Annotated in this window: 21 protein-coding genes; 9 read left to right on the top strand and 12 right to left on the bottom strand. The window is 47.3% G+C overall.

All coding sequences use genetic code 11. The features are described from left to right. The first annotated feature begins 86 nt into the window (after positions 1-86). The 3 genes from I1H34_RS21845 to I1H34_RS21835 are packed head-to-tail and all read left to right on the top strand — an operon-like array spanning position 87 to position 3806. The gene (locus tag I1H34_RS21845) at positions 87-1949 is read left to right on the top strand and encodes an ABC transporter substrate-binding protein (protein WP_249369481.1); all 1863 of its coding nucleotides are present in this window, start codon (positions 87-89) and stop codon (positions 1947-1949) included. Continuing rightward, positions 1949-2881: an ABC transporter permease gene (locus tag I1H34_RS21840; RefSeq protein WP_212663030.1), complete on the top strand. Its 933-nt coding sequence runs from the start codon at positions 1949-1951 to the stop codon at positions 2879-2881. The genes I1H34_RS21845 and I1H34_RS21840 overlap by 1 nt, the downstream gene beginning before the upstream one ends. A gap of 7 nt (positions 2882-2888) precedes the next feature. Continuing rightward, positions 2889-3806, top strand: a complete 918-nt coding sequence (locus I1H34_RS21835) for an ABC transporter permease (protein WP_212663029.1) — start codon at positions 2889-2891, stop codon at positions 3804-3806. Positions 3807-3928: 122 nt separating this feature from the next. Here I1H34_RS21835 and I1H34_RS21830 read toward each other — a convergent pair whose 3' ends face one another. From I1H34_RS21830 to I1H34_RS21820, 3 genes are all read right to left on the bottom strand, one after another. Next, positions 3929-4420 carry an anthrone oxygenase family protein gene (locus I1H34_RS21830; protein ID WP_212663028.1) on the bottom strand — a complete coding sequence of 164 codons (492 nt, stop codon included), beginning with the start codon at positions 4418-4420 and terminating at the stop codon, positions 3929-3931. A 47-nt stretch (positions 4421-4467) separates the two neighbouring features. Beyond that, complete coding sequence (locus I1H34_RS21825) at positions 4468-5091, bottom strand: NAD(P)-dependent oxidoreductase (protein ID WP_212663027.1); 624 nt, start codon at positions 5089-5091, stop codon at positions 4468-4470. A 455-nt stretch (positions 5092-5546) separates the two neighbouring features. Next, positions 5547-7229 carry an IS1634 family transposase gene (locus tag I1H34_RS21820; protein WP_212661850.1) on the bottom strand — a complete coding sequence of 561 codons (1683 nt, stop codon included), beginning with the start codon at positions 7227-7229 and terminating at the stop codon, positions 5547-5549. 342 nt (positions 7230-7571) lie between these two features. Here I1H34_RS21820 and I1H34_RS32275 point away from each other — a divergent pair, with 342 nt between their 5' ends. Then, a complete protein-coding gene (locus I1H34_RS32275; RefSeq protein WP_249369479.1) occupies positions 7572-7901 on the top strand; it encodes a hypothetical protein in 330 nt (109 codons plus the stop codon). A gap of 82 nt (positions 7902-7983) precedes the next feature. Next, positions 7984-8853, top strand: a complete 870-nt coding sequence (locus I1H34_RS21810) for a helix-turn-helix domain-containing protein (RefSeq protein ID WP_212663026.1) — start codon at positions 7984-7986, stop codon at positions 8851-8853. Positions 8854-9322: 469 nt separating this feature from the next. Here I1H34_RS21810 and I1H34_RS21805 read toward each other — a convergent pair whose 3' ends face one another. From I1H34_RS21805 to I1H34_RS21785, 5 genes are all read right to left on the bottom strand, one after another. Beyond that, positions 9323-9856, bottom strand: coding sequence for a hypothetical protein (locus I1H34_RS21805; protein ID WP_212663025.1), 534 nt, complete (start codon positions 9854-9856; stop codon positions 9323-9325). A 3-nt stretch (positions 9857-9859) separates the two neighbouring features. Further along, complete coding sequence (gene sppA / locus I1H34_RS21800) at positions 9860-10807, bottom strand: signal peptide peptidase SppA (protein WP_212663024.1); 948 nt, start codon at positions 10805-10807, stop codon at positions 9860-9862. A gap of 250 nt (positions 10808-11057) precedes the next feature. Beyond that, positions 11058-12332: a serine--tRNA ligase gene (gene serS, locus I1H34_RS21795; protein ID WP_212663023.1), complete on the bottom strand. Its 1275-nt coding sequence runs from the start codon at positions 12330-12332 to the stop codon at positions 11058-11060. 172 nt (positions 12333-12504) lie between these two features. Beyond that, a complete protein-coding gene (locus tag I1H34_RS21790) occupies positions 12505-13023 on the bottom strand; it encodes an isopentenyl transferase family protein (protein WP_212663022.1) in 519 nt (172 codons plus the stop codon). Further along, entirely contained in the window at positions 12971-13282 is a 312-nt protein-coding gene (locus I1H34_RS21785; protein ID WP_212663021.1) for a hypothetical protein, read from the bottom strand. Before I1H34_RS21785 ends, I1H34_RS21790 begins: the two co-directional genes overlap by 53 nt. A 40-nt stretch (positions 13283-13322) precedes the next feature. On the opposite strand from I1H34_RS21785, the gene I1H34_RS21780 reads away from it, so the two are divergent. From I1H34_RS21780 to I1H34_RS21770, 3 genes are all read left to right on the top strand, one after another. Beyond that, complete coding sequence (locus I1H34_RS21780) at positions 13323-13766, top strand: GNAT family N-acetyltransferase (protein ID WP_212663020.1); 444 nt, start codon at positions 13323-13325, stop codon at positions 13764-13766. A gap of 94 nt (positions 13767-13860) precedes the next feature. Continuing rightward, complete coding sequence (locus I1H34_RS21775; protein WP_212663019.1) at positions 13861-14520, top strand: DUF4291 domain-containing protein; 660 nt, start codon at positions 13861-13863, stop codon at positions 14518-14520. A gap of 53 nt (positions 14521-14573) precedes the next feature. Next, positions 14574-15896: a homoserine dehydrogenase gene (locus I1H34_RS21770; protein ID WP_212663018.1), complete on the top strand. Its 1323-nt coding sequence runs from the start codon at positions 14574-14576 to the stop codon at positions 15894-15896. 4 nt (positions 15897-15900) lie between these two features. On the opposite strand, the gene I1H34_RS21765 is transcribed toward I1H34_RS21770, so the two are convergent. The 3 genes from I1H34_RS21765 to I1H34_RS21755 form a co-directional block, all read right to left on the bottom strand. Next, positions 15901-16890 (bottom strand): MraY family glycosyltransferase, encoded by a 990-nt coding sequence (locus tag I1H34_RS21765; protein ID WP_212663017.1) that lies wholly within the window; start codon positions 16888-16890, stop codon positions 15901-15903. 52 nt (positions 16891-16942) lie between these two features. Further along, entirely contained in the window at positions 16943-17905 is a 963-nt protein-coding gene (locus I1H34_RS21760; protein ID WP_212663016.1) for an NAD-dependent epimerase/dehydratase family protein, read from the bottom strand. Between the two features lie 147 nt (positions 17906-18052). Continuing rightward, positions 18053-18508 (bottom strand): hypothetical protein, encoded by a 456-nt coding sequence (locus I1H34_RS21755; protein ID WP_212663015.1) that lies wholly within the window; start codon positions 18506-18508, stop codon positions 18053-18055. A gap of 250 nt (positions 18509-18758) precedes the next feature. Between I1H34_RS21755 and I1H34_RS21750 the strand changes: the two genes are divergently transcribed. After that, positions 18759-20357, top strand: coding sequence for an Hsp70 family protein (locus I1H34_RS21750; RefSeq protein WP_212663014.1), 1599 nt, complete (start codon positions 18759-18761; stop codon positions 20355-20357). 428 nt (positions 20358-20785) lie between these two features. Here I1H34_RS21750 and I1H34_RS21745 read toward each other — a convergent pair whose 3' ends face one another. After that, the gene (locus I1H34_RS21745; protein ID WP_212663013.1) at positions 20786-22576 is read right to left on the bottom strand and encodes a M61 family metallopeptidase; all 1791 of its coding nucleotides are present in this window, start codon (positions 22574-22576) and stop codon (positions 20786-20788) included. Between the last annotated feature and the right edge of the window lie 990 nt (positions 22577-23566).

The raw sequence follows: 23566 nt of genomic DNA, 5'->3' as shown, positions 1-23566 counted from the left end.
TGGGCATTGGTGCCACAATACGATCTAAATGAACACTCAGATTTGATCAAACCATAACTTCCCATTAATCTTGTCTCAACGGTTTGATGATTCCCTCTGATGGGTTTGTCGTTTATGTAGCGTTGTCTGAATTTATGGCTGTACAGAGAATTTCAATCTGGCAAAAAGCACCCCAATTAGTTTTGTCTGCCTTACTTATCGCCACAGTGGCAGTGCCCCTTGGGTGTCGCCCACGAGACGGTGTGGGGAATACCGATGTCAAAGTATTGGATTCTTATCGGGGGGATGTCTATAGGAGCCTCGATCCACCTAAACAGTTTGATGCAGCATCTTCCCGAATCATTAGTCATATCTATGACCCTCTCTTGGACTATCACTATCTCAAACGTCCCTATGAGTTAACCCCAAATCTTTTAGAGTCTATGCCTGAGATAGGAGAGGATAAGCTCACCTACACGTTCAAACTTCGCAAAGGTATCAAGTTTCATGATGATCCGTGTTTCTCAGGCGGGAAAGGGCGAGAACTGACAGCAGATGATGTCCTGTTCACGATCAAGCGATTTGCAGACGTGAACGTCAATCCCCAAAGTTATCCAGCACTACTTCAAAATCGAATTAAGGGGCTGGATGAGTTTCGGGAAAAAACCCGTCAACAAAAGGATCTAGATTATGACCAGGAGAATATTGCTGGTCTAGAAAAGGTCGATGAGTACACCTTTAAGATTGTGATGATTGAGCCTGATCCATTGTTACTCATGTCTTTTGCTACCAATGCATTGTCGATTGTGCCAAAGGAAGCCGTTGAGAAGTATGGCCGTAAATTAGAACATCATGCTGTCGGGACTGGCCCCTTTACCTTGGCTAAAAATCCGCGCAAAGGGGTGATGGTGCTTAAGAAAAACCCCAACTACCATGGCACCTATCCCACTGAAGGAGATCCGGACGATCAAAGCCAGGGTCTACTCACCAACGCAGGAGAACAGCTCCCTTTTGTTGACGAAGTTCGAATTCCCCTGATCGAAGAAGCGCAGCCTCGAATGCTCAAATTTCTGAGTGGAGAGTTGGACTCCATTGGTATTGATCGGGATAATTTCACCAAAATGGCTGAAAAAGTGAGCAATGAGTTTCAGCTCAAGGGTAAGTTTGCTAAGCAATTTAATATTTCCTCCGTTGATGCACTCTCCTCTTTTTACATCACTATTAACTTTAGAGATAAAGTCTTTGGCCAAAATAAGGTGCTACGTCAAGCCTTAGCCTATGCCCTGGATACTCCAGCCTATATTGAGAAAATGGAAAATGGTCGTGGCCATACCCTTAATACCATCGTGCCGCTACCGATTGCGGGGAGTGAGCAGTCCGTTTCGGTCCAATGGTATTCTCACAACTTGCAAAAGGCCAAAGCCAAGTTAAAAGAAGCTGGATATCCAGAGGGGAAAGGACTTCCTCCTGTCGTTATCCTATATGGATCACAAGATAATATTACCCGTCAGAATCATGAGTTTCTGCGGGCGCAACTGGCTAAATCTGGCATTCAGTTAAAGGGTGAATTTCTATCCTTCTCTGACTATTTAGGTCGTAAGGAAGGAGGCAGTTTTCAGCTAGCCAGTGGGGGGTGGAGAGCCGACTATCCCGATGCCGAGAACTTCTATCAACTCTTCTATGGTCCTAATAAAGCGCCGGGACCCAATGATGGCTCTTACCAAAACCCTGAATTTGATCGACTGTATGAGCAGATGCGACGGATGCCTGCCGGATCAGAGCGTAATCAGATTATTGAAAAGATGGCGTTGTTACTGAAAGCAGATGTTCCAGTGGTCTTTTTGAAAGCACCTATTAGTGTAGGGATGCGCCAGAAATGGCTGCTGAATTCCAAGCCGAACCTGATGTTGGGATCGACTGCTAAATTTCTGGATATTGATACAGAAATGAAGGCTGAAGGACTGAAGTAATGGTTGGGTATATCATTCGCCGCCTCCTCTATATCATTCCCACCATTTTTGGGGTTGCTGTTTTAGTTTTTGTGTTATTCACCGCTGCTGGGGAAGACCCCGTTAGAGTGGCTTTAGGACAACATGCCACACCGCAAGCGATTGCGGATCTAGAAGCGCTTTGGGGATTGGATCAGCCCCTATGGAGGCAGTTCATTAGCTTTCTGGGGCAAATTGTCACCTTTAATTATGGAGAGTCTTACTTTACGGGCGAGGTTTTGAGTGAAGCGTTTGCTAGTGGGGCGTTGGTGTCTCTGAGCTTGACGCTACCACCTTTTGTTTTTGGTTTGGTATTGAATATTGCGATCGCAATGATGATTGCTTACTACCGAGATACCTGGATTGATCGCTTTTCAACGGCCACAGCGGTGATTTCCATGAGTTTCTCTTACTTGGTTTATATCATTGCCATGCAGTATTTTCTGGCCTATGAGTTTGAGTGGTTTCCCATCAATGGCTATGCGCCAGGATGGGATGCACTTCCTTATCTGGCCTTACCGTGGCTGATTATTATCCTGGTATCCATTGGCCCAGATGTGCGCATCTATAGAACGATCTTTCTGAATGAGATGCAGGCTAATTATGTTCGTACGGCTCGGGCTAAAGGGGTAAGCGAACGCAGTATCCTCTTTATCCATATTCTCAAAAACGCCATGATTCCCATCCTGACTTTTACTATCGTGGCGGTTCCCTTCTTAATATTGGGCTCGTTCTTAATGGAGCGATTTTTTAGTATTCCTGGCTTAGGCGATTTGATGATTACAGCCATTAATAATGGTGATTTCCCCGTACTCAAAGGGATGACGATGTATATCACGATGACCTATGCACTGTTTAATCTTCTGACGGATTTGCTCATTGCTGCGGTGGATCCGCGCGTCAAACTACATTGAGGAACCCATGCCCCGTTTTAATAACCTCTATTGGGACGCTGCCCAAAAGCTGAGTCGTCAAAAGTTAGTCGTCATCTGCTTGGGGATTATTGCTGTTTATATTTTTGTGGCTTTACTAGGTATCTTAAATCTGCTGCCCGATTACCAAACTCGGGTAGCGACAGGATACGAAGCTCCTTCTCTAGGCCTCGCAAAACTGTTGGGCACGGATATATTTGGTCGCTCAGTCCTATATAAAATTCTAGCTGGAACCAAAACGGCGATGCTGATTGGCATCTTGGTGACCAGTATCTCTGTTCCCCTTGGAGTGACGTTAGGAGCCGTTGCTGGATATTACGGTGGTTTAGTGGATGTGGGTATTGTTTGGCTCTACACCGTCATCAGTTCTGTGCCTTATATTTTGATGGTGATTGCTATCTCTTATGTGATTGGCAAGGGTCTAGTTGCTATTTGTCTGGCAATGGGGCTACTCGGTTGGGTCGGTCTGTGTCGCCTGATTCGGAGTGAGGTCCTCAAAAACCGCAATCTTGAATATGTAGCTGCAGCACGAGTCATTGGTGCCAACGACCTGCAGATCATTTTTAGGCATATTCTGCCCAACGTTGTACATTTAGCGATTATCAGTGCCTCTCTCCAAATTCTTGGGGCAATCAAATCAGAAGTGATTCTGACCTTTTTGGGCGTAGGTATTCAAGATGGAGCCAGTTGGGGGTCTATGATTTCGGATGCAACCGGGGAATTAGTTCAGGGGATCTGGTGGCCCTTGGCGGGGGTTGTATTTACTATGTTCTTGATTATTTATGCCTTAAATGTTGTCAGTGATGCCTTGCGAGATGCATTAGATCCAAAATTGCGAGGGTCGACTGAGGTGGTAGAAGAAGATTCTCAATTGGGTGCCAAAGAAGCTGCAGTTCAGAAGGCTTAATAGCACTTTTTACTCCCTTCCCGCCATAAGATCGTGCATCTAAATATCATTGAAATTCTTATTTATCAAGAATCTGAATACCCAATCTTATGCTGGGATGGGAGTAAGCCATATCTGAGCATTTATAACTGGGGTGCTCTCAGGGCGAGGGTTAGTGATGCTGTTGCAGCTAGAGCAGCAGCAGTGCGGATATGATTCCAGAATGTCCATTGGGTCAGGTAGTGGTTCCAAAGACCAACTGCATCAGGGCTATTGGGTTGAACAATCGCTAGGGCATCGTTCATTGGCACGTTAAACCGCATGGTGACGAATAGAGTGCCGATCAGGTATAACAGGCTTCCCATTAGCAGATAGGCAGACCCCAGTTGTTGCCACTGCATCAGTGAAGAAATCGCCAGACCCAGGCAAGTGACAGCCGTTCCGAGAAACGCGACCATAAACCAAGGATTGATCACTGTGATATTAATGGCTTGCATGACCGCAATCCCTTCAGCGGGTGGTCGTTGCTCCAAGGCAAGCATCACAAAGGTTGAGAAAGCAAAGAACATCCCAGCAACCAGTCCACAGCCTAGAATCGAGAACAATTTGATGGAAAAAAGAAGTTGATTTGACATGGTGATTCTCCTACTGAATACATCAATTCGACGAAGATAGACTGTGGTTAATAGGACAAGCCTGGTGTTTGGTGTAAATAGGTAGGGTCTTGCAATTGCTGCAGCATAAAGTCGGCTACATCGGCTCTAGAAATGGTGAGGGTTAGCCCTTGTTGATCGGCTGGAAAGCCATGCAGATAGGCTTCCGTTTGAGGCTTGTCCGTAAATGCTGCAGGACGGACGATAGTCCAGTCCAAATTGCTTTGTTTGACGTAGGTTTCTTGGGTCACATGATCCGCATAGGCAGGCCGCAATAGCAGCCCAAACATGATGTATTTCCAAAAGAAATCTAGATTGCTTCGGCTATCACCAACCCCTAATGTGGTCTGACAAATCAGACGTGATATAGAGGCATTCTCCATTGCCTGGACAATATGCCGAGTACCTTCAGAGCGAATCACTCCATTTCGACCGGCTCCCAGAGAACAGAGCACAGCATCTTGCCCTTGCATTGCCCTCACAACAGTTGGGAAATCCATGACATCGCCCTGAAAAAGCTTGAGATGAGGGTTCTGAATATCAAATTTCTGGGGATTACGGGCAAAGGCTGTAACGGTGTGCCCCTGAGCCAAGGCTTGTTCAACTACATGGCGACCCACGCTTCCTGTTGCCCCGAAAACGAGTAATTGCATAATGTTGCTCTCCTAAGTCAAGACAATCTCAGCTTAGGAAAACCTTTTAAATGCCACTATCAACCTGTTGCGGTACTGTCACAATCTTGCGGTCAATTTCTATGCAGCCCGTCATCTATGATTGCCCGACCATTGCATTGCTATAAATTGGGATGCTCAGCAGAATGGCTGAACCGCTTTATACCTGACCTGTATGTGGGATGACCAGAAGAAGGTGAACGGAGGTATGTCGAGTTAGCATCAAATGAGTATCTGAACTAACTCTCAAACCATAAAGATGTCGTCACCAAGACCCGATATCAATCAAGTTCTCCAAACTTATAGGCTGCCAAGTTTACATCCTGATCTTCAGCCTTATCTATCTGAGGATGGACTCCACCATCCTCTAGTAGATTTTGAATGGGCGAACGCTCCAAGGTTCTATGGGCGGATTAATCCTACATTCAGCAGGCTAGCTAGCAGAGCAGATAATATTTTTTACAGCCCTTCCCAAGGAACGGCAAGATAAGTTGCTGCCTGCTGTTGAGCTTGATGAGATGCTTGGCACCATCAAGCCAAACTAAATGGACGGCCTGAAAGCATTGGAGAATCCAACGTAACGTAGGTTTCATAGTTTGTTTCCCCTTCTGATTAGGGAGAGTTGTTTGTACTTGTTCTAGTGCATTTCTTAACTGTCGTTGTCCTAAGCTGTAGACCATCAAACACAAGGCCATGATCATGGCTAAGGCAGCGATACGCCGAGGTGTCTTCAGGAAAACACTAGAGGCAAAGAAGAGTGGATCTTTGATAAAGCGAAAGCCTCCTTCACACGCCTGCTGGTTCTTATACTCGCGCAGAATATCATCATTGCTCCATTGCTCTTGTTCCAAGAGATTGGTGGCTAAGATGAAACGACCTGCTTGCCGCCGATAGCGTTCGATGACTGGCTCATTGAGGGTTAAGGTAGCCTCAATAGAATAGGTGTAGTGAGTCACAACCGTTGCTTTTGTCGGTCGTCCAGCCTTTGAATAATGAGGTTTTTTGTGGATTTTGAGATCGTCAAGGGTGTGATACCTGAGGATTTTGCCAAAATCTTGGGCTGCAGCTAAAGCATCTGCAGGGCACAAGAAGGTCTGTTTGCAGAGGGTTTTAAGTGCAGTAGTTTTTTGGCTAAACGCCTGATCAATCCGCTTTTGCACTTGTTTGAGTCCAGAGTCTCTGCGAGCTTTACTTTCAACCACCAGCCACCGTTGTTGAATCTCTCCATAGGTACTACATACTTCGACAAAGCTATAGCCGTTGAGAGCACTGGGGTGAAACTGTGAACCCGGCAGCCCTTGTAATAAGTCTTGGGCTGCCGTTGAACTTGCTGGAACTCGGCTAATCCAAGATGTACTTCCTAATGCTTGCAGATTGTCGGCACTGTAGAGGGCACTATCAGCAACAATCACCTCTGGCTGTTGCTGACTCCACTGTTGCTTAAATTCATGGATGATAGGCACAAACGTACTTTTGTCCGCATCATTACCGTTGCCCACTTGTAAAAATAAAGGAATACCCCCGTCCCCACTCACCAGTAGGTTCAATACAAACTGCTTGAGATCACGACGATTGTCCCGTGAGTAGCCGTAGGTGATTTTCACGGGTATCGGCTCCTCTGATTCAGCCAGTGCAGGGGAGGGGGACTCAGGTGCAGAGGGGGATTCGTCTGACGCCTCAACCTGTGGTTTATCTAAGTATTGCCCCTCAACACTAAGGCTTGTCGCATCTAGATGCGCACACCTTAGAGCTACATCGAATTTCTGAACGACTGCCATTGCCACATGGATAAATATCTGGGTCACACCATAGGCATAGAGCTTGTCGAGGACTCGACCGATACGGGTATCGTTGAGGTGCTCTGGCAGTACACCTTGACCGAGTAAGTGCTCGGTTGCTTTGCTTTCGAAAAACTCACTAAATAAGTACAATGGAGCACTCAAAAAGCCCATACCATTTAGAATCAGGGCTTTGACAACTTGACCACAACTAACATTCTCTTGCTCGTGAGTACCTAATAATCGATCCACTATTTCGACAATGCCGATCTCATCGACGATACCGGCAATAATACCGAGATGGTCAATATCCTGAACGTCTATCTCTTGAGGTGAATACATGGACTTGCGTTGAGAGACAACCTCAAAATTATCCCTTGATGGTTAGTACCTGCTGAATGTCGGATTAATAAGGTTTACCAAGATCAAAAGGCAAAGCACAAAAGAGATCGCGGACTATATTTGTGGCAATCTTATTACCCTCATTTAGAAGTCGTGGAGCGAATTCTAAAATTTTGTATTGAAGAATTAAATAAGCCTGATTTCCCAGAGCGAGATCCTGAATACTTCAGAATGCTAGGCCAAATTTGGACAAATCCTGAGTCACTGGGGCAATCATCATCATTTCTTGAATTAATGCTAGGTACTATGGTTGATTTACCACTTAGCAAGCATGTTCACAATATGATGACGTCTGCCGAACAGGAAAAACTGGCGGTATTATCAGACGAATTGATGATATTCCGCGGCCATGATCATCCTTTACTACAGGGCATCTCATGGACTCTCAATCTTGATGTTGCCCTACAGTTTGCTGTGGGCAGTCCTCACCAATCATCCATTTCCATTGGTACAGTCCAAAAATCAGATGTGATAGCACTGATTGATCGGTGGGATGAGGATGAGCTGATTGTATCGACTAGGGATGTCTATGATATTGAAACGCATCTTATTGACGATCGGTGGTGCCCGCTAGAGCGTACAACGCCTTGGTTGTCACCTGGATCTGAGTGAGACACTAAATTCTGTAAGCAGTTTCACTCACCTGGATAGGGTGGAATTGTATAGTTGCAATTAGCCGAATGGGTTGGATATCGTGGAAACAACAGCACCGCAACAGACTGCTGTCACTGCCTATCTCAATTTGCCAAGCTCAGAGCAAGATTGGGAGCATGTCCATGTCCAGCAATTTCAGAACTCACCGGGAGAAGGTCAGTGCCATTTTGAAGCAGAACATACCCTGTTTATGTCATTGGCACCCCGGCCGCTTCACTATGTCCAATCCCAAGACGGCAACAAATTCACAGGACTGATTCAGAAAGGGGAGTTCTCCCTTGCACCCGCTGGCTCTCCGTTTTTCGCCCGGTGGGAAGGGCATGAACATTGTTTAGAAGTGAGGCTTACTGATCGGCTTGTCCGCAGTATTGCCCAGGAAACCCTGAAACAAGATTGCGATCGCATGTCCCTAATCCCTGGCTTTCGGATCCGTGATCCCCAAGTTGAAGCCATCGCCATGATGCTACTGACGGAGTGCCAACAGGGCACGGGTAGTAGACTGTATATCGACTCGTTGGCAAACGTATTGGTGGTGCAGTTGCTCAGGCAGCATGCTACTCTCCAGCCTCATTTACCTGTGTATGAGGGCGGCATTCCCCAGCGTCAGCTTTTACAGGTGCTCGATTTTGTGGATGCCCATTTAGACCAAGATCTCAAGCTAGCTGAGTTAGCTCAATTGCTGGATATGAGCCAATTTCATTTCAGTCGCCTGTTCAAACAGTCCATGGGGCTATCCCCGTTTCAATATTTGCTTCAGCAGCGGGTAGAACGGGCGAAGCAGCTTTTGAAACAAACAAACCAGCCCATTATCGAAATCGCTTTGGAATGCGGCTTCAGTAGCCATAGCCATTTGAGTAAGCAATTTCGACAATTGACGGGCATTACACCGAAAGCTTACCGAGTGGGTTAAAGCATCCGTAGGCTGCTTGGGTACTCGCGGTATATCCACCAGCGAGACCTAGGAGTTCTGTAACCATGAAAAAAGCAGCACAGTTGACGCTGGGCTGCTGTTGGTTAATTTAGGAGGTTTGTTGAAAGTTGCTTGCTGCAAATAAAAGCAATAATTACTGAGGTTTGTTGTGGCGCTTTTCCCCTTGAACGAGGTAGGTAATTAAACCGAAAGCGGCCAAGAATTCACAGACCATGATGGTCCAAAACATTGTGCTGGTTGGCTCTTGAAACATGATGTAGCCCTGCGTGGTTGTGACTGTTCAAAAGAACTAATTGCTTAATTCCATTGTTTCCAAAATGCTATCAAAATCGCCTGGGTAGATGCACTGAAAAATGCCTGGGATCAGTATCTTTTTATTAAAAAAGAAGCGAATTTCGTTATGAATTATTGCAGTCGATGAAAAAGTGTTGATGTGATTGCATCAACACTACAAGCCCAAGACCAAAACGAGGGGCCAGAGAATTAACCCTAACCAAGCCAGCATAGAGCTTACAGCCGTTAAGGCAACCGTCAATAAGGCCTTACCCCACTTCAGTTGATGGGCTTGGCCAATGGATCGGGTTAGGGTGAGCAAAGTGCCGATCAGGACGACTAGCCCCAGTAACAGACCTAAAAATTGACCTGCAATACCGGGCCACTGCGACGCTGCGATCGCAGGTCCAGATACCATCAACGGCCATAGGCCAAGCAGCACGGCCCGTAAGCTATCTTGGGCCGTGCCTTGTCCCCCTAAGAGTTGAGCAAAAAAGTTAAAGGCGGCGGCTAACCAAAGTCCACCTAATAGACCCGCCACTAAAAACAGCAGGAAGAAAATAATTACCCCCCCAATGCCTGCCCCTACTTTTCCTGCTGCATTCAAGGACAGAATACTGAGGAGTACAAAGCCAATCAGGATCGAGACAGATTGAGTATTGCGGGAAGATTGAGAACCAAAGAAGGTTGTAAACAGGGCATCTAGCATCGCTTACTCCATGATCGTCAGCGGAATCTTATGCCAACGGGGCAATTGGGATTCTGAAGAGAGCCATTCCGTCGTTAGCTGGGGGAGTTGTTGATTAGACGTGGATAGAAACGGACCGAAATCCCCAAAGAAACTGCCTTTGCCAAAATCCCGTACCTTCGGTTCACCGGAAATTTTGGCTAGTTCAGCCGTCTTGTTCAACGCATCGTAGTAATTTCCGAGGGAATCCACGAGCTTTTTGTCTTTTGCCTGGGTCCCAGTGTAAATTCGACCATCTGCCAAAGGCTTTAATTTCTCCAGGGACATGCCCCGTCCAGCCACGATGGCATCTAGAAACTGCTTATAGGACTCATCTACTACCGACTGCAATATTTTGCGCTCTTCTGGCTTAGTTTCCCGGAACGGCGACAAAATATCTTTCAAGGGGCCACTTTTAATCGTGCTGGTTTGGACCCCAATCTTATCGAGGAGAGACGTCACATTTTGGGTTTGCACAATCACCCCAATGGATCCTGTGATCGAAGAGGGATTAGCAACAATATGATCGGCCGCACTGGCAATGTAATATCCCCCTGAGGCGGCAACATCCCCCAAGCTAGCGACAATTTTGATATCCGTTTCTTGACGGGTTCGCATCAGCTCTTCATATACAGCTTGAGAGGCTGCAGCCGTGCCGCCAGGACTGTTAATCCGGAGCAGAATGGCTTTAATTCCATCATCCTCCCTCGCTTTCTTAATATTGCTGATCAACTTATTGGCGTTGGCCCCTTCTCCAGAACTGAAAGGACCGCCAGAGGCTTCATCGCTAATCACACCATAAACATTGATTTGGGCGACATTAGCAGAGCCTTTGGCTTTGCTTTTGTTAATCGATCCGCCTAACCAGTTTCCTAAGGCTGCAATTAAACATAAAGTCACTAACGCTAAGGCTAGGACACGATTCAGACGCATAGAAAATTATTCTCCCTTTACTGAACTTGGGCTAGAAAAGAGACGGCTCAATGGTCAGATACCTGCACTGATCCCCACAGTATTAGAACGACAGTTCTCTCAAATATCTCTAGCAATATTGACTCGTTTGCAGCAGGTCGACATTGAGGTCGCTAACGGCAAACCTCTGACTCAAACAAGAGATTGCTTACAGATAGAGACTCCCCTGTCAGTGTCCCACCTATTGTAGAAGGTCCGTCGCTTCGGCAGTTTACAAGACTTTGCGTTTCAAATAGGGTTGCAAGACCTCTGGCACCTGCACAGATCCATCTGGCTGTTGATAATTTTCGAGCACGGCAGCCATCGTGCGACCGATGGCCAATCCTGAACCATTGAGAGTATGGACAAACTGGGTTCCTTTCTGTCCGGATTCCTTAAAGCGGATATTTCCGCGTCTAGCTTGGAAGTCCTGGAAGTTGGAGCAGCTCGAAATCTCTCGATAACAATCAGCCGAGGGTAGCCACACTTCTAGGTCATAGCATTTAGCTGCAGAGAATCCTAAATCCCCAGTACAGAGCTGTAAGACCCGGTAAGGAAGCTTCAATGCTTCGAGGATAGCAGCTGCATTTTTGACCAGGGCTTCATGTTCGGCAGCAGAGGTACTGGGATGAACCAGCTTGACCAATTCCACCTTATTAAACTGGTGGAGTCGAATCAGTCCCCGAGTATCGCGACCATAGCTCCCCGCTTCCCGGCGAAAACAAGGAGTATAGGCGCAGTGAAAAATAGGCAGATCATCGGCGTTGAGAATCTCATCCCGATAGAGGTTAGTGACGGGGACTTCAGCCGTCGGGCTGAGCCACAAATCATCCTCAGCACATTTGAAGCTTTCTTCGGCAAACTTGGGAAGTTGTCCGGTGGCTGTTAACGAGTCACTGTTGACTAGAACGGGTGGTAACACTTCGATATAGCCCGCTTCCACCTGCTGGTCCAGCATGAATTGAATCAGGGCGCGTTCAAGGGCAGCCCCTGCCCCAATCAGCGTGACAAATCGACTTTGAGCAATTTTGACAGAGCGCTCAAAGTTCAAAATCCCTAGATTTTCGCCAATCTCCCAATGGGCCAGTTTGGCGTTTTTGGGAATGTATTCATCTCCCCACTGCTTCACTTTTACATTGGCGGTTTCATCTTTACCCACTGGTGTATCGTCACTGGGTAAATTCGGGATCGTCAGCAGTAGCTCCCCAATTTGGGCTTTGAGATCCCGCTCTTTCGGTTCTAGATCGCTCAGGGTTGCTTTGACACTACTGCCTTCCTGCCGTAGGTCTTGGATTTCTGGATCTTTGGGATTGGCACCCCCTTTCATCCGTTCACCAATGGTTTTGCCAATTTGGTTACTTTGGGCTTGCAGTTGCGATCGCTCGGTTTCTAGTTCGCGCTGTTTTTGATCCAGGTCCAAAATAGCTTGCAAATCATAGTCACCTCGCCGACTGAGGCGTTCTGCAAAGGCTTCAGGATTATCCCTTAGCTGCTTTAAATCAATCACGTCTTAACTATTCCGCTGCGCGATACCGACAATTTAACAGGATATACCGGATACAGGTGTAACGATCAGTTTTGAGAATGGCATGTAGTTTCTAAGCGAGACGAGACAGCTGATTGAGCAATATTGGCTGGCTCGTCTATGCTGGAACCCCATGGCCACTCCCCTGCACGACTTATGCATTGGCCAATGTGGTTAAAAACTGCGAGATATCAGGAACTGATCTGAGGTGATACACCGTTTGAGTCTCCCTGGCTTGGCCCACAAAATCGCGATATCGCGGTGTCAAATACCGATAGCATAGCCACAATGTCCGATAACTATTCAGGCTGCTTTTAAGGATGGGGCTTCCCTCAGGCCAGCCTGAAGGCAGTTGCACAAATCCCGTGATCATCCGTTTGGTCACCCAGGCAAAATGGATATACAACGGCAAATCGAGATAGACCAGGGTGTCTGCAGTCTTGAGTCGTTCCCATAAGGTCTCTATACAGCCAAATCCATCGATCACCCAGGCTTCTTCTCGCAGGATCTGATCATGAGTGGCCCGATAAACGGATTGTGATACCTTTTCGCCTCCGGCTTTGTATTGGATTTTGTCTAAGACATAGAGGGGTAAACCCGTTACCTCTGCTAATTGAGCGCTAAGGGTGGATTTCCCTCCACCGGTATTGCCAAAGACTGCGACTTTTTTCATGATTGACCTCCTGAGTTGCCTCAAAGCAGGCCCATAAAAAAACCGCCTTGAGGCGGGTTTCTAAATGATTGAATGCGACGTTGAACCCACCACTGATTAAGGAATGGCGGTAATAATCAATCCGTTGTAGAACGAGCTGTAATTCATCGTCGTTGTTATAAAAGTAAGATGCAAAATCTTTTTCACAGGCTAGCACGGCTTCTTTCAATTTGGCTATGACTGATATCCCCTCATCTGGACAGTAGGCCCACGCTACCATTGAGCTAGGCTAAGTTCTTATACTTACGGAGGGATGGGCCATGACAATCGTCATTCGCATTCTTCAACCTGATCAGCTCCATGTCCTAGATTGTGTGGCACCGGATGTTTTTGACTATCAGCTGAACCGAGAATGGAGTGCAGCATTTTTAGCCGATCCTCGCCATCATCTGGCAGTGGCCTGTGATGGTCAGCGAGTGGTGGGGATGGCTTCAGCAGTGACGTATTTCCATCCTGATAAGCCCATTCAACTCTGGATTAATGAAGTGGGTGTGTCGTCGAGTTATCAAAGACAAGGCATTGGAAGGCGGTTGTTGCAGACCCTATTTGCTTTGGGGCAAGAGTTAGGCTGTCAAGAAGCGTGGGTGGGTACTGAGTTGGAGAATCAACCGGCTCGGAGGTTGTATCAGTCCGTTGCAGGAAAAGCTGAGGATTTTGTGATGTATTCCTTCCACTTGGCAGAGGAGAAGAGTGGAGACTTTTAAAACTGCATCAATTGACATGAATGGACAGTAGGTCAGGAAATTGAATATACTACAATATGCTACACATCCGAAAAGTATCTCCTGATTCAATTGTATGTCCACCATCAAGACCGAACCCTATCTCCACCAAAAAGACCGCTGGCTCCAGCGAGGACGAGTGATTCTAGCCCAGTATGATGCTGACTCAATCGTCGTGTACCAGGCCTATCGACCTGCCATTGGTGATTTTGCTGCTCAACAGGGTTACTTTGGGGGGGAATTTAAGCTTTCACGGATGACGTGGATTAAGCCCAACTTTTTGTGGATGATGTATCGCTCTGGCTGGGGTGCTAAGCAAGGCCAAGAAGTTATTCTGGCCATTCGTCTACACCGAGCTGCCTTTGACTCGATTTTGGCCCAGGCCGTCCATTCATCCTTTCAATCTGGACTATATGAGAGTCAAGAATCTTGGCAAAAGGCGGTCCAAACCTCTGATGTGCGTTTGCAGTGGGACCCGGATCATCATCCAGGGGGTAATAAGCTGGAACGGCGAGCGATTCAATTGGGCCTTCGAGGAGAAGCGATTCGCTGCTATGCCCAAGAGTGGATTATCGACATTGAAGATATTTCAGACTTCGTGGCAGAGCAGCGGCAGCATGTGGTGTCTGGCAACTACGAAGCCCTCCTAACGCCTGCTGAATCCCCTTATCCAGTTCAGGATTTGGAAACTGCCAATAGATTGCAAGTCCCGCAAATTTTCCCTACATCTTGTTGAAGACTTGAATCTGAATGTCACAATAAGGTTTGTGATCGAGATGGGGCAGAACCGTGGGTTTCAAAATTGGCTTACTTGGATTAGGAACCGTAGGTACAGGAGTGGGCGAGATCTTTGCGAGTCCCAAAGGCCGACATCCCCTCTTGCAAGAGATTGAAATTGCCAAAGTTGGGGTGCGGTCTTTAGAGAAAGCGCGCAGCCTGAATCTACCTGCTGAGGTGCTCACGACTGATCTGAGAGCCATCGTCAATGACCCTGCCATCGACATTGTGGTTGAAGTGATTGGCGGCCTCGAACCGGCTCGAACCCTTATTCTAGAAGCCATTGCTCAGGGCAAACATGTCGTCACTGCTAACAAAGCGGTGATTGCCCGCTATGGCGAAGAAATTTTTCAAGCTGCGACTCAAGCAAGTGTCTACGTCATGATTGAGGCGGCGGTGGCAGGTGGCATTCCAGTGATTCAACCTCTGAAGGAATCCCTTGGAGCCAATCGGATCCATACCCTGATCGGTATTCTCAACGGCACCACCAACTATATTCTGACCAAGATGCAGCAATCGGGGGCAGCCTTTGATGATGTGCTGGCTGAAGCCCAAGATCTCGGGTATGCCGAAGCTGATCCAACTGCTGACGTCGATGGCTTAGATGCAGGCGATAAAATTGCTATTCTGGCATCCCTAGCCTTTGGAGGACGGATAGATCTTGAGCAGGTCCATCGGGAAGGCATCCGCCAGGTGAGTGCAGCGGATATTAACTATGCCAAGAACTTGGGATTTGTGATCAAACTACTTGCGATCGCAAAAGTGCCTCCAACAACTGCAGAGCTTCCTCCGCCTCAATTAGAAGCCCGAGTTCATCCCACATTGGTCCCCCTCGATCATCCTCTTGCTAATGTGAATGATGTCTTTAACGCTTTGCTGATCGAAGCCGAGCCGTTGGGCCAGGTGATGTTCTTTGGGCCAGGGGCTGGCGCTGGTCCGACTGCCAGTGCTGTGGTTGCCGACTTAATTAATATTGCGGCCTTGCTGAAAACGGGCATTGTGGCGAACGATCCGGAAACCTCTCGTATTCACCCGTTGCTGGCCTGTTCTCATCAGCATTACTGCAATATTGCTCCCATGAATGACTTGGTCACCCGCTTCTATGCTCGATTCTTAACCAAGGATCATCCCGGAGTGATCGGCAAGTTGGGCACCGTCTTTGGTAATCATGGGGTGAGTTTAGAATCTATTGTGCAAACGGGTATCAAAGCTGAGCTGGCAGAAATTGTGGTGGTCACCCACGATGTCCAGGAAGGTAATTTTCATCGAGCTTTAGATGAAATTCGCCAAATGGCAGCTATTGACTCTATTCCCAGTCTGCTGCGTGTTTTGTAGAGATTTAATGGTTGAGGGGTTGCTTACGAGTACTCAGATATCGTTCAGCAATGAGAATTGAGACGGCAACGCCCAGCAAACTGATCCAGGCCCCCAAGCCGCCATAGCCATAGATGAGCAGGGCCAATACAACTGTTACACCTACATACAGGGCTGCCACCTTGCCGTGACTCCAACCAGCTTGATTCAGTCGCTGATACACATGACTCCGATGGGCTTTGAAAATATTTTCACCACGAAGGGTCCGACAGCACAGGGTGTAAATGGCATCCCCTGTAATTGGTAGGGTAATGGCCAAAGCGGCCCAACTCTCTTCTACAGTGCCCGTTTGGTTAAGTAGCGTAATTGCCATCACCGCCCCCAGAAAGGTGCTGCCCACATCCCCCATAAAGATCTTGGCTGGAGACCAATTCCAATAAAGAAATCCAACCAAGGCCGAAACCAGCAGCCAGAGAACGGGCTCTTGAGACCAAACCGCCATAAAACCTAACTGGACGGCGCTTACCCCACCGACCAATCCATCCATGCCATCCATAAAATTATAGAAATTGACCAAGGCGGTCAGGCCGATGATTGTGGTTGCGATCGCAACCAAAAAACCAACAGTTCCCAACGACTCTAACCACGGCTGGGGAAAGGCATTGCCCTGCCAGACAATCATGCAGGCGACTAAGAGCTGTACCGCATATCTCAACGTCGACGACAAATTTTTCCAATCATCCATACAGCCAACCCCGACTAAAAAGGTCAAGGGTAACCAGAGGGGATAAGCAAAGGGAATCTGCGGATCATTGAATAAGGTTTGGCTGAGGTAGGCCGATACGGCAAAAGCCAGAATAAATCCTAGCCCCCCTCCTCTAGGAGTCGGTTGAGTATGGGAGCTACGCTCATTGGGGATATCTATCAATATCTGCTTGAGGGTTTTGGTTAAGGCGTAAACCCCAAGGATGCTGAATATGCAGCTGACTATAGAACAAATAACAATAAAGACCATGAATCCTTAGTGAATCCCTTGAGCGCTGATCATTGAGGACGATTGGTGTGAATTACGCTTCGGAAGCGCCATGAGCATACCATTCTGCAGTTTCGAGGAGGCCTTGTTCCATAGAGTAGGGGGGTGTCCAATCTAAAGTCTGGAAAATCTTATCACTATCAACCGCCAATGAGCCCAAAAGACGATCGACCGCATCAGTTTTACCGGTTAGTATGCCCAAGAGTTTGAGCAATATCGGCGGAATGGGGAGCAATCGGGCTGGACGATGCAACGCCAGGGCAATGGCACGAATGAGTTCAGCCGTGGATATCGTAAGCCCATCACTGATCAGAAAGGTTTGATTAAACGCTTTTGGATTGTCCAGGCTGATCACAATGGCCTCGACTAGATTGCCTACGTACACTAGGCTTCGACGATTTTTAATTAAGCCAAAGGGTAAAGGTAATCCCTGATCGACTAGCTTGATCAATCGCTCCATATTGCCGGGATTGCGAGGACCATACACCAATGTCGGGCGCAAAATCGTCCACCGCATCTCGGTGGGTTGCGCAAGGGCCGTCAAGTCCTGCTCTGCCTGCCATTTGCTGCGGCCATAGGGTGAGTCAGGATGACAGGGTGACTCTTCTGTTAAACCGTCATTACTCAAGGTCGTCATCGCTCCAATCGAACTGATGAAGATAAAGTGTTGAACTCCCGCCTTTATTGATTGCTGGACTAGGGTATGAGTTCCCTCAACATTCACCTCCATAAAAGCAGCCATCGGATCGGCCACCGTTTCTTGGAGAATATGGGCGCGGGACGCTAGATGAATCACGATATCAACACCCATGAGAGCTTCTTGCCAGTGCGTTAAAGCATTGATATCTCCCACTTGGATTAGGTCTGCACCGGGCAGGAGTGGTGATTTAGGTGGCTTTCTCAGGGCTAGCCTCAGTTTGTAGGGATGCCCCTCTAAGCATGACAATAGATGCCCGCCTACAAATCCAGTTGCCCCTGTGACTAAAACCGTCTTCATGACAAAAAAGCCTGTGCTTGAAGGCTTAGGCCATCATAGTACGGTAAGGTCACCTCAACGTCTTGTGCTCATTAGCCTTGGAGAGGCTGCGATTGATTGGATAGGAATCCCCCCACTTTGACTGCAAAGTAGAAGCTAGATGTTGTCCTAACGGTTTTTGGGGCCAGTTTTTGGGGCGGATGCGGTGTCAGGTTCTAATTTCACTACATCTCCAAAGGTATCGGTACGGTAGGTCCATGTCTGCGATCCATTAGAAACTTGCACCTGCCACCCCTCGACTAGGGCCATTGTGCACAACACATCAGGAGTGGCTAATCCTAAACAACCATCTGGCCAGGTTTGTTTTTGGGCTTGAATGATTTGAAAACGCTCTGGGACGTCGCCCGTTTGTTGGGAAATATCTTGCAGAATCGCTTGTTGAATCGAGTCAGGTAAGGGAACTGACTGGGGCTCTGCCTGTATCACCCCTTGTGTAATCCATAAAATATGATGGCCTGATGGGGGAAACACAATCGGATGGGTCGCAAAAGACATCGCCGCCGCAGGAGACAGGCTGGCTAGTCCAATCATCAGGCTGAAGCAGTAGTGGTATAGGGGATACATGGCATTGCCTACCGCGAAGGTTCACAAATCTTTCAGAACAGTGGGCTTCATTCAGGTGAGATGACTTCAGCTCTATCTGGAGCTGTCTGATCTCTTTTGTATACTAATTGAATGAGGATTGCCTCAATGAGTAGTTCGGAAGGCACATCTTCAGGCTTGTGTACCTTTCCCCTCGCTGTTGTGGCTTGGAATGCTTAATTAGGCGTTTTCTCAAACGTTATCCATTTCGTGTCAGTGAGCGGTAAGTCTCTTGAGTTACGCAATTGATTTTGGTACCAGTAATACCGTTATTGCTCGTTGGAACCCTGTAACAGAGCAATCTGAAATCATTAATCTACCCAGTTTGAGCTATCAGACGGCCCAAAATCCTGACCTTATCCCCAGTCTGCTTTATGTGGAGCAGGCGGCGGAAAACAAAGTCTGTGTGGGTCAGCAGGTGCGAGATCGCGGTCTGGATATCCAAACCGATCCGCGCTTTTTCCGCAGCTTCAAACGAGGGATTGGCTCCAAGGTCCAGGGTTTTTTGCCTGAACTGGATGGCCAAACGGTTCAGTTTGAGCAGGTGGGAAGCTGGTTTTTGCAAACGATCCTCCAGCAGCTCCAAACCACCTATCCTGACGTCAAAGACTCATTAGTTCTAACCGTTCCAGTGGATAGCTTTGAAACCTATCGCCATTGGCTGGGGCAGGTTTGCCAAGATCTGCAGGTAGAGCAGGTCCGCATGATTGATGAACCGACAGCGGCAGCGTTAGGCTATGGCAAGGCTGATCAAGATGTACTGCTGGTGGTGGACTTTGGGGGCGGTACCTTTGATCTTTCTCTGGTTCAGATCAATACGTCTCAACAAAAGACCCAGCCCTTGGGTTTCATTCTTAAATGGGGCGATAAGAATCTAGCGGATACCTCAAAACAACGACCGCAATCAGCCCGTGTCCTGGCTAAAGCTGGGCAGAATTTGGGTGGAACCGATATTGATAATTGGCTTGTCGATCACTTTGCTAAAACGCAAAACTTAGCCGTAACCCCTCTGACGACTCGATTAGCGGAGCGGCTCAAAATTCAACTATCACTGCAGCCTAAAGCTACAGAGGTTTACTTTAATGAAGAAACCTTTGATAGTTATGAGCTGGCCTTGGACCGAGAGCAATTTGAGCAAATTCTCAAGGAGCATCAGTTCTTTGATCGCCTGGATGAGAGTATGACCCAGGTCTTGCAACAAGCTCGCCGCCAAGGTTTAGAGGTTAACGATATTAAAGCCGTTCTATTGGTGGGGGGAACTAGTCAGATCCCTGCCGTCCAAACCTGGGTGCAGCAATATTTTGATGACAGCCGCATTTGCAGTAACCGTCCCTTTGAGGCGATTGCCCAAGGGGCTTTACAGGTGGCTCAGGGCTTAGAAGTTAAAGATTTTCTCTATCACAGCTATGGCGTTCGCTACTGGGACCGTCGTCAACAGACCCATAGTTGGCATCCCATTATCCCAGCGGGTTTACCCTATCCCATGGAAGAACCTATCGAGCTGACCCTGGGGGCTTCTAGCGATGCCCAACCTAGCATTGAGCTGATTCTAGGAGAATTGGGCAATACCAACAGTGGGACTGAAGTCTTTTTCGATGGCGATCGCTTGGTGACTCGGCAATTGTCTGAATCCCAGACCCTGGTTCAACCTCTCAATGATCGAGAGGGTTCCAGAAAGGTTGCACAGCTCATGCCGCCTGGGTATCCAGGGAGCGATCGCATTAAGGTTTTGTTTTGGGTAGATAACCGACGCACCCTACGCATCAGTGTCGAAGATCTGCTAACCCAAGATACATTGCTCAAAAACCAGGTTGTAGCCCAACTCAGCTAGGGCTAAACATACCAATGCCCCAGGGGGGGTGATAACTCCGAAGAGTTCCCCTGAGGCAATTTCATCCTAACTTTTTGGTTTTAGTAATTACCTGAGTGTCATTACGGAATGATAAGTGTGATTCGTATCACCGCGTAAGTAAAAATAAGCAAATAAAATGCCCCCGACTGGGGGCGAGTTTGTTGGAATGCACGCATATGGTGATGACAACCTATTACGTGCTAGTGAGGTTTAAAGGGTTTGCTTATCTCTGGAATTAAATTAGCAACTAATGGTGAAGATGCCGTGAAAGATTGTCTGCGGGCAATAAAATACCCCTTAGTCCACACCAAGCGACAAAGGGGTACAGGAGACGCAAGTTTTCGTTCATATGTCTTTAGCATTCCCAAGTTTTTTTGGGGTTTAACATCCTTACTCTGGGTCAAAAATTACGTCAGTTCTACTAACTCAATGCCCAGCCATTGACGGAAATTTGTTCTCTGTTGATCGGTGGGAGTTGTAATGGGTTGGACCCTATAGGATTTGGGCCTAGGTTCACTTAAGGTAAGACGATGGGTGGTGAGCTGATCATCATGAAATAGGGTGATGGAGACTGCATCACCCCTTTGATAGTCTTGCAAGCGTTGCTCTAACTGATCAGCCTGGACGCGAAAACCATCTAAGGCCAATAGTTCATCCCCCGCTTGTAGCCCTGCCATTTGGGCTGGTGAAGCAATATCGACAAATTTGATCAGGGTTTTCCCGGATTGGCTGCTGAGGGTTAGGCCATGATAAGGAAATGGGGACTCTCCAAAATCAGCCACCACTTCCAATCCAAATGGATTCAAGAATTCCTCATAGGGTAATTCCACGGTCCCATCTAGATACTTTTGCCAAAACTGAGTCAGGTCCATCTCTGCAATGGACTCAATCCCTTCAAGGATCTGCTCTCGGGAATAGCCTAAATCTTTCTGGCCATAGGTTTGCCAAAGATGGAGCATCACGTCATCTAAAGACCGTTGGTTCTGATGCTGTTGGCGAATCTGTAAGTCAAGGAGGAGAGAGACAATCTCGCCCTTAAGGTAATAAGAAACCTGACAGTTCCGAGAGTTGGCATGGGGACGATAGAGTTTAATCCAAGTGTCAAAACTAGACTCTGTTAAGGACTGGGTGTGCCGTCCTGGAATGGATTGGAGGCGTGTAATGGATTCTGACAGCAGTTTTAGATAGAACTGAGCGTCATAAATACCGGCTCGATACGGAAGAATCAGATCATAGAAACTGGTTACGCCCTCACAAAACCAAAGGGCATCCGTATAGTTTTCCTGGTCATAGTCGAAGGGATGTAGGGCTTGAGGGCGAAGCCGCTTGACATTCCAAAGATGAAAAAACTCATGGGCAACCAGTCCCATAAAGCGGTTATAGGAGTCAGGTTTACGAAACCCGAACCGGGAATAGAGTAATGAGCAGCAGTTGTGATGTTCTAGCCCCCCGTACCCTTTGGCTGAAACATGGAGGAGGAAAAAATATCGATCATAGGGTAATCCGCCAAAAAGCTTGGCTTCGACTTCAATGATTTTTTTCGTATCCGCTATGATTTGGTCTGCGTCGTAGTTTCCGGCTCCCCAAATCGCTAGCTGATGAGGCTTCTCTAGCACCTCAAAGTCATAGATGTGATGGCTACCAATCTCAAATGGGCTATCGACCAGGGTATCAAAGTTTTTGGCTAGGAAGGTGAGCGGCTGGTCTGGTAATGGGTCTAGTGCAGTTGTGACTTGCCAGGTGGGATCTGGAGGATGAATCGTGATTGCGATCGCATCTTGTTCTCTCCCTGGGACATAGAAAAACATGGCCCCTGGATTGAAGTAGCCATGGCTAGCATCCAAATGATTGGTGCGGACCGTCAATTCATGGGCAAAGATACGGTAGTGAATTTTGACTGTATCGGCTTCTGGTGATTGGATCTGCCAATGATTCTTGCTGATTTTTTGCCAGCTTACAGGGGCTTCTTGATCATCTACTGCCGAGAAATCTTGTAGATGTTTCGCATATTCCCGAACTAGGTATGAGCCTGGGGTCCAGACAGGCAACTTTAAATCTAAGGTGTGGTCAGTCCCTACCGAGCAATGAAGTGTGATCTCAAAGAGATGAGATGCCGGATCAGGCATCGCCACTTCATACCGAAGCCTCGTCGAGGCAAGTGTATTGACTTGAGCAATTGAATCGAGGACTTCAGTCATAGGGGTTCAATACTGACGTTAATTCTCTTTAGTGTATCGATTGAGGCAGATTTGCTTGAAGATTCTGAGATAGTTTTTAGTGCAATACCGTACTGCTAGCTGAGGCGATCTAATGAATTTTGTCTCAATTTTGTCTCAATAGTGATGGAACGATTGATTGTTGACTGCGTCAAGCAAGCTGATAGAACATGATGGGACGGTCTCTCCTCGGCCGATCGAGTCGTGATCAAGATCTCCTGGCTGCGTGAGGGCAGTCATATTGGGGTTTCAAATGGGTAGCTATATTGAATGTCAAGTGAGGGGGACTGACATACCTTGGGAGAATCAATCTATGAAAGTTATTCATTTGAGTCTAATCACACTAATGCTAAGTACCTTTACCTTGTCTGGTACAGTTGCGTTCATCTTGTTCCAAGACTTGTCACAGACATTAGAAGGCAAAGGCCAGAAAAATTCTAATTTACAAGTTGTCAGAGTTGCTAATTAGTGTTTTGACAATGCTTCCCCCTCATCTGCTGGAAGAAGCTAGTCTGCCTCCACCACGGTCCATCAGTGTTGGCGAGGGAGTAAATTTGGAAGGTAACTTATCGTGTACTCCAACGCCTCCGGAACCTAGATTGCTAACACCACTGCTAGTTCAGAAGATGGGCTGTAACCAACGATTCCCTCGACCTCAACAGCCCACACATCAGTGAACCTAGTTCTGGGGCGGTGAACTTCGTGATGAGACCTTTAAGCGATTCGCTTAATCAGTATTTGAGTGCCTATTTCGGAGGAAATAAAGGCCAAGTGAGAAGTCATAGCTACGCACTGATTTAATTGAGCAGTAAACTGCCAATACTGAAATCTAGTAGCTCAAAAACGATGGCTATAGGAATCTCAATACTGTCTGCATCTGTAGGCTTGGGTGCATCTTAGGTCAGTATCCTTTTTATACCAATGCAGCAATATTTTTTGGCTTTTGGGTTAATGATAACTTGGTGGAAAGAC

This window comes from Acaryochloris marina S15, assembly GCF_018336915.1.
GTDB classification, from domain to species: Bacteria; Cyanobacteriota; Cyanobacteriia; order Thermosynechococcales; family Thermosynechococcaceae; genus Acaryochloris; species Acaryochloris marina_A.
This window is presented reverse-complemented; position numbering and strand designations above follow the sequence as displayed.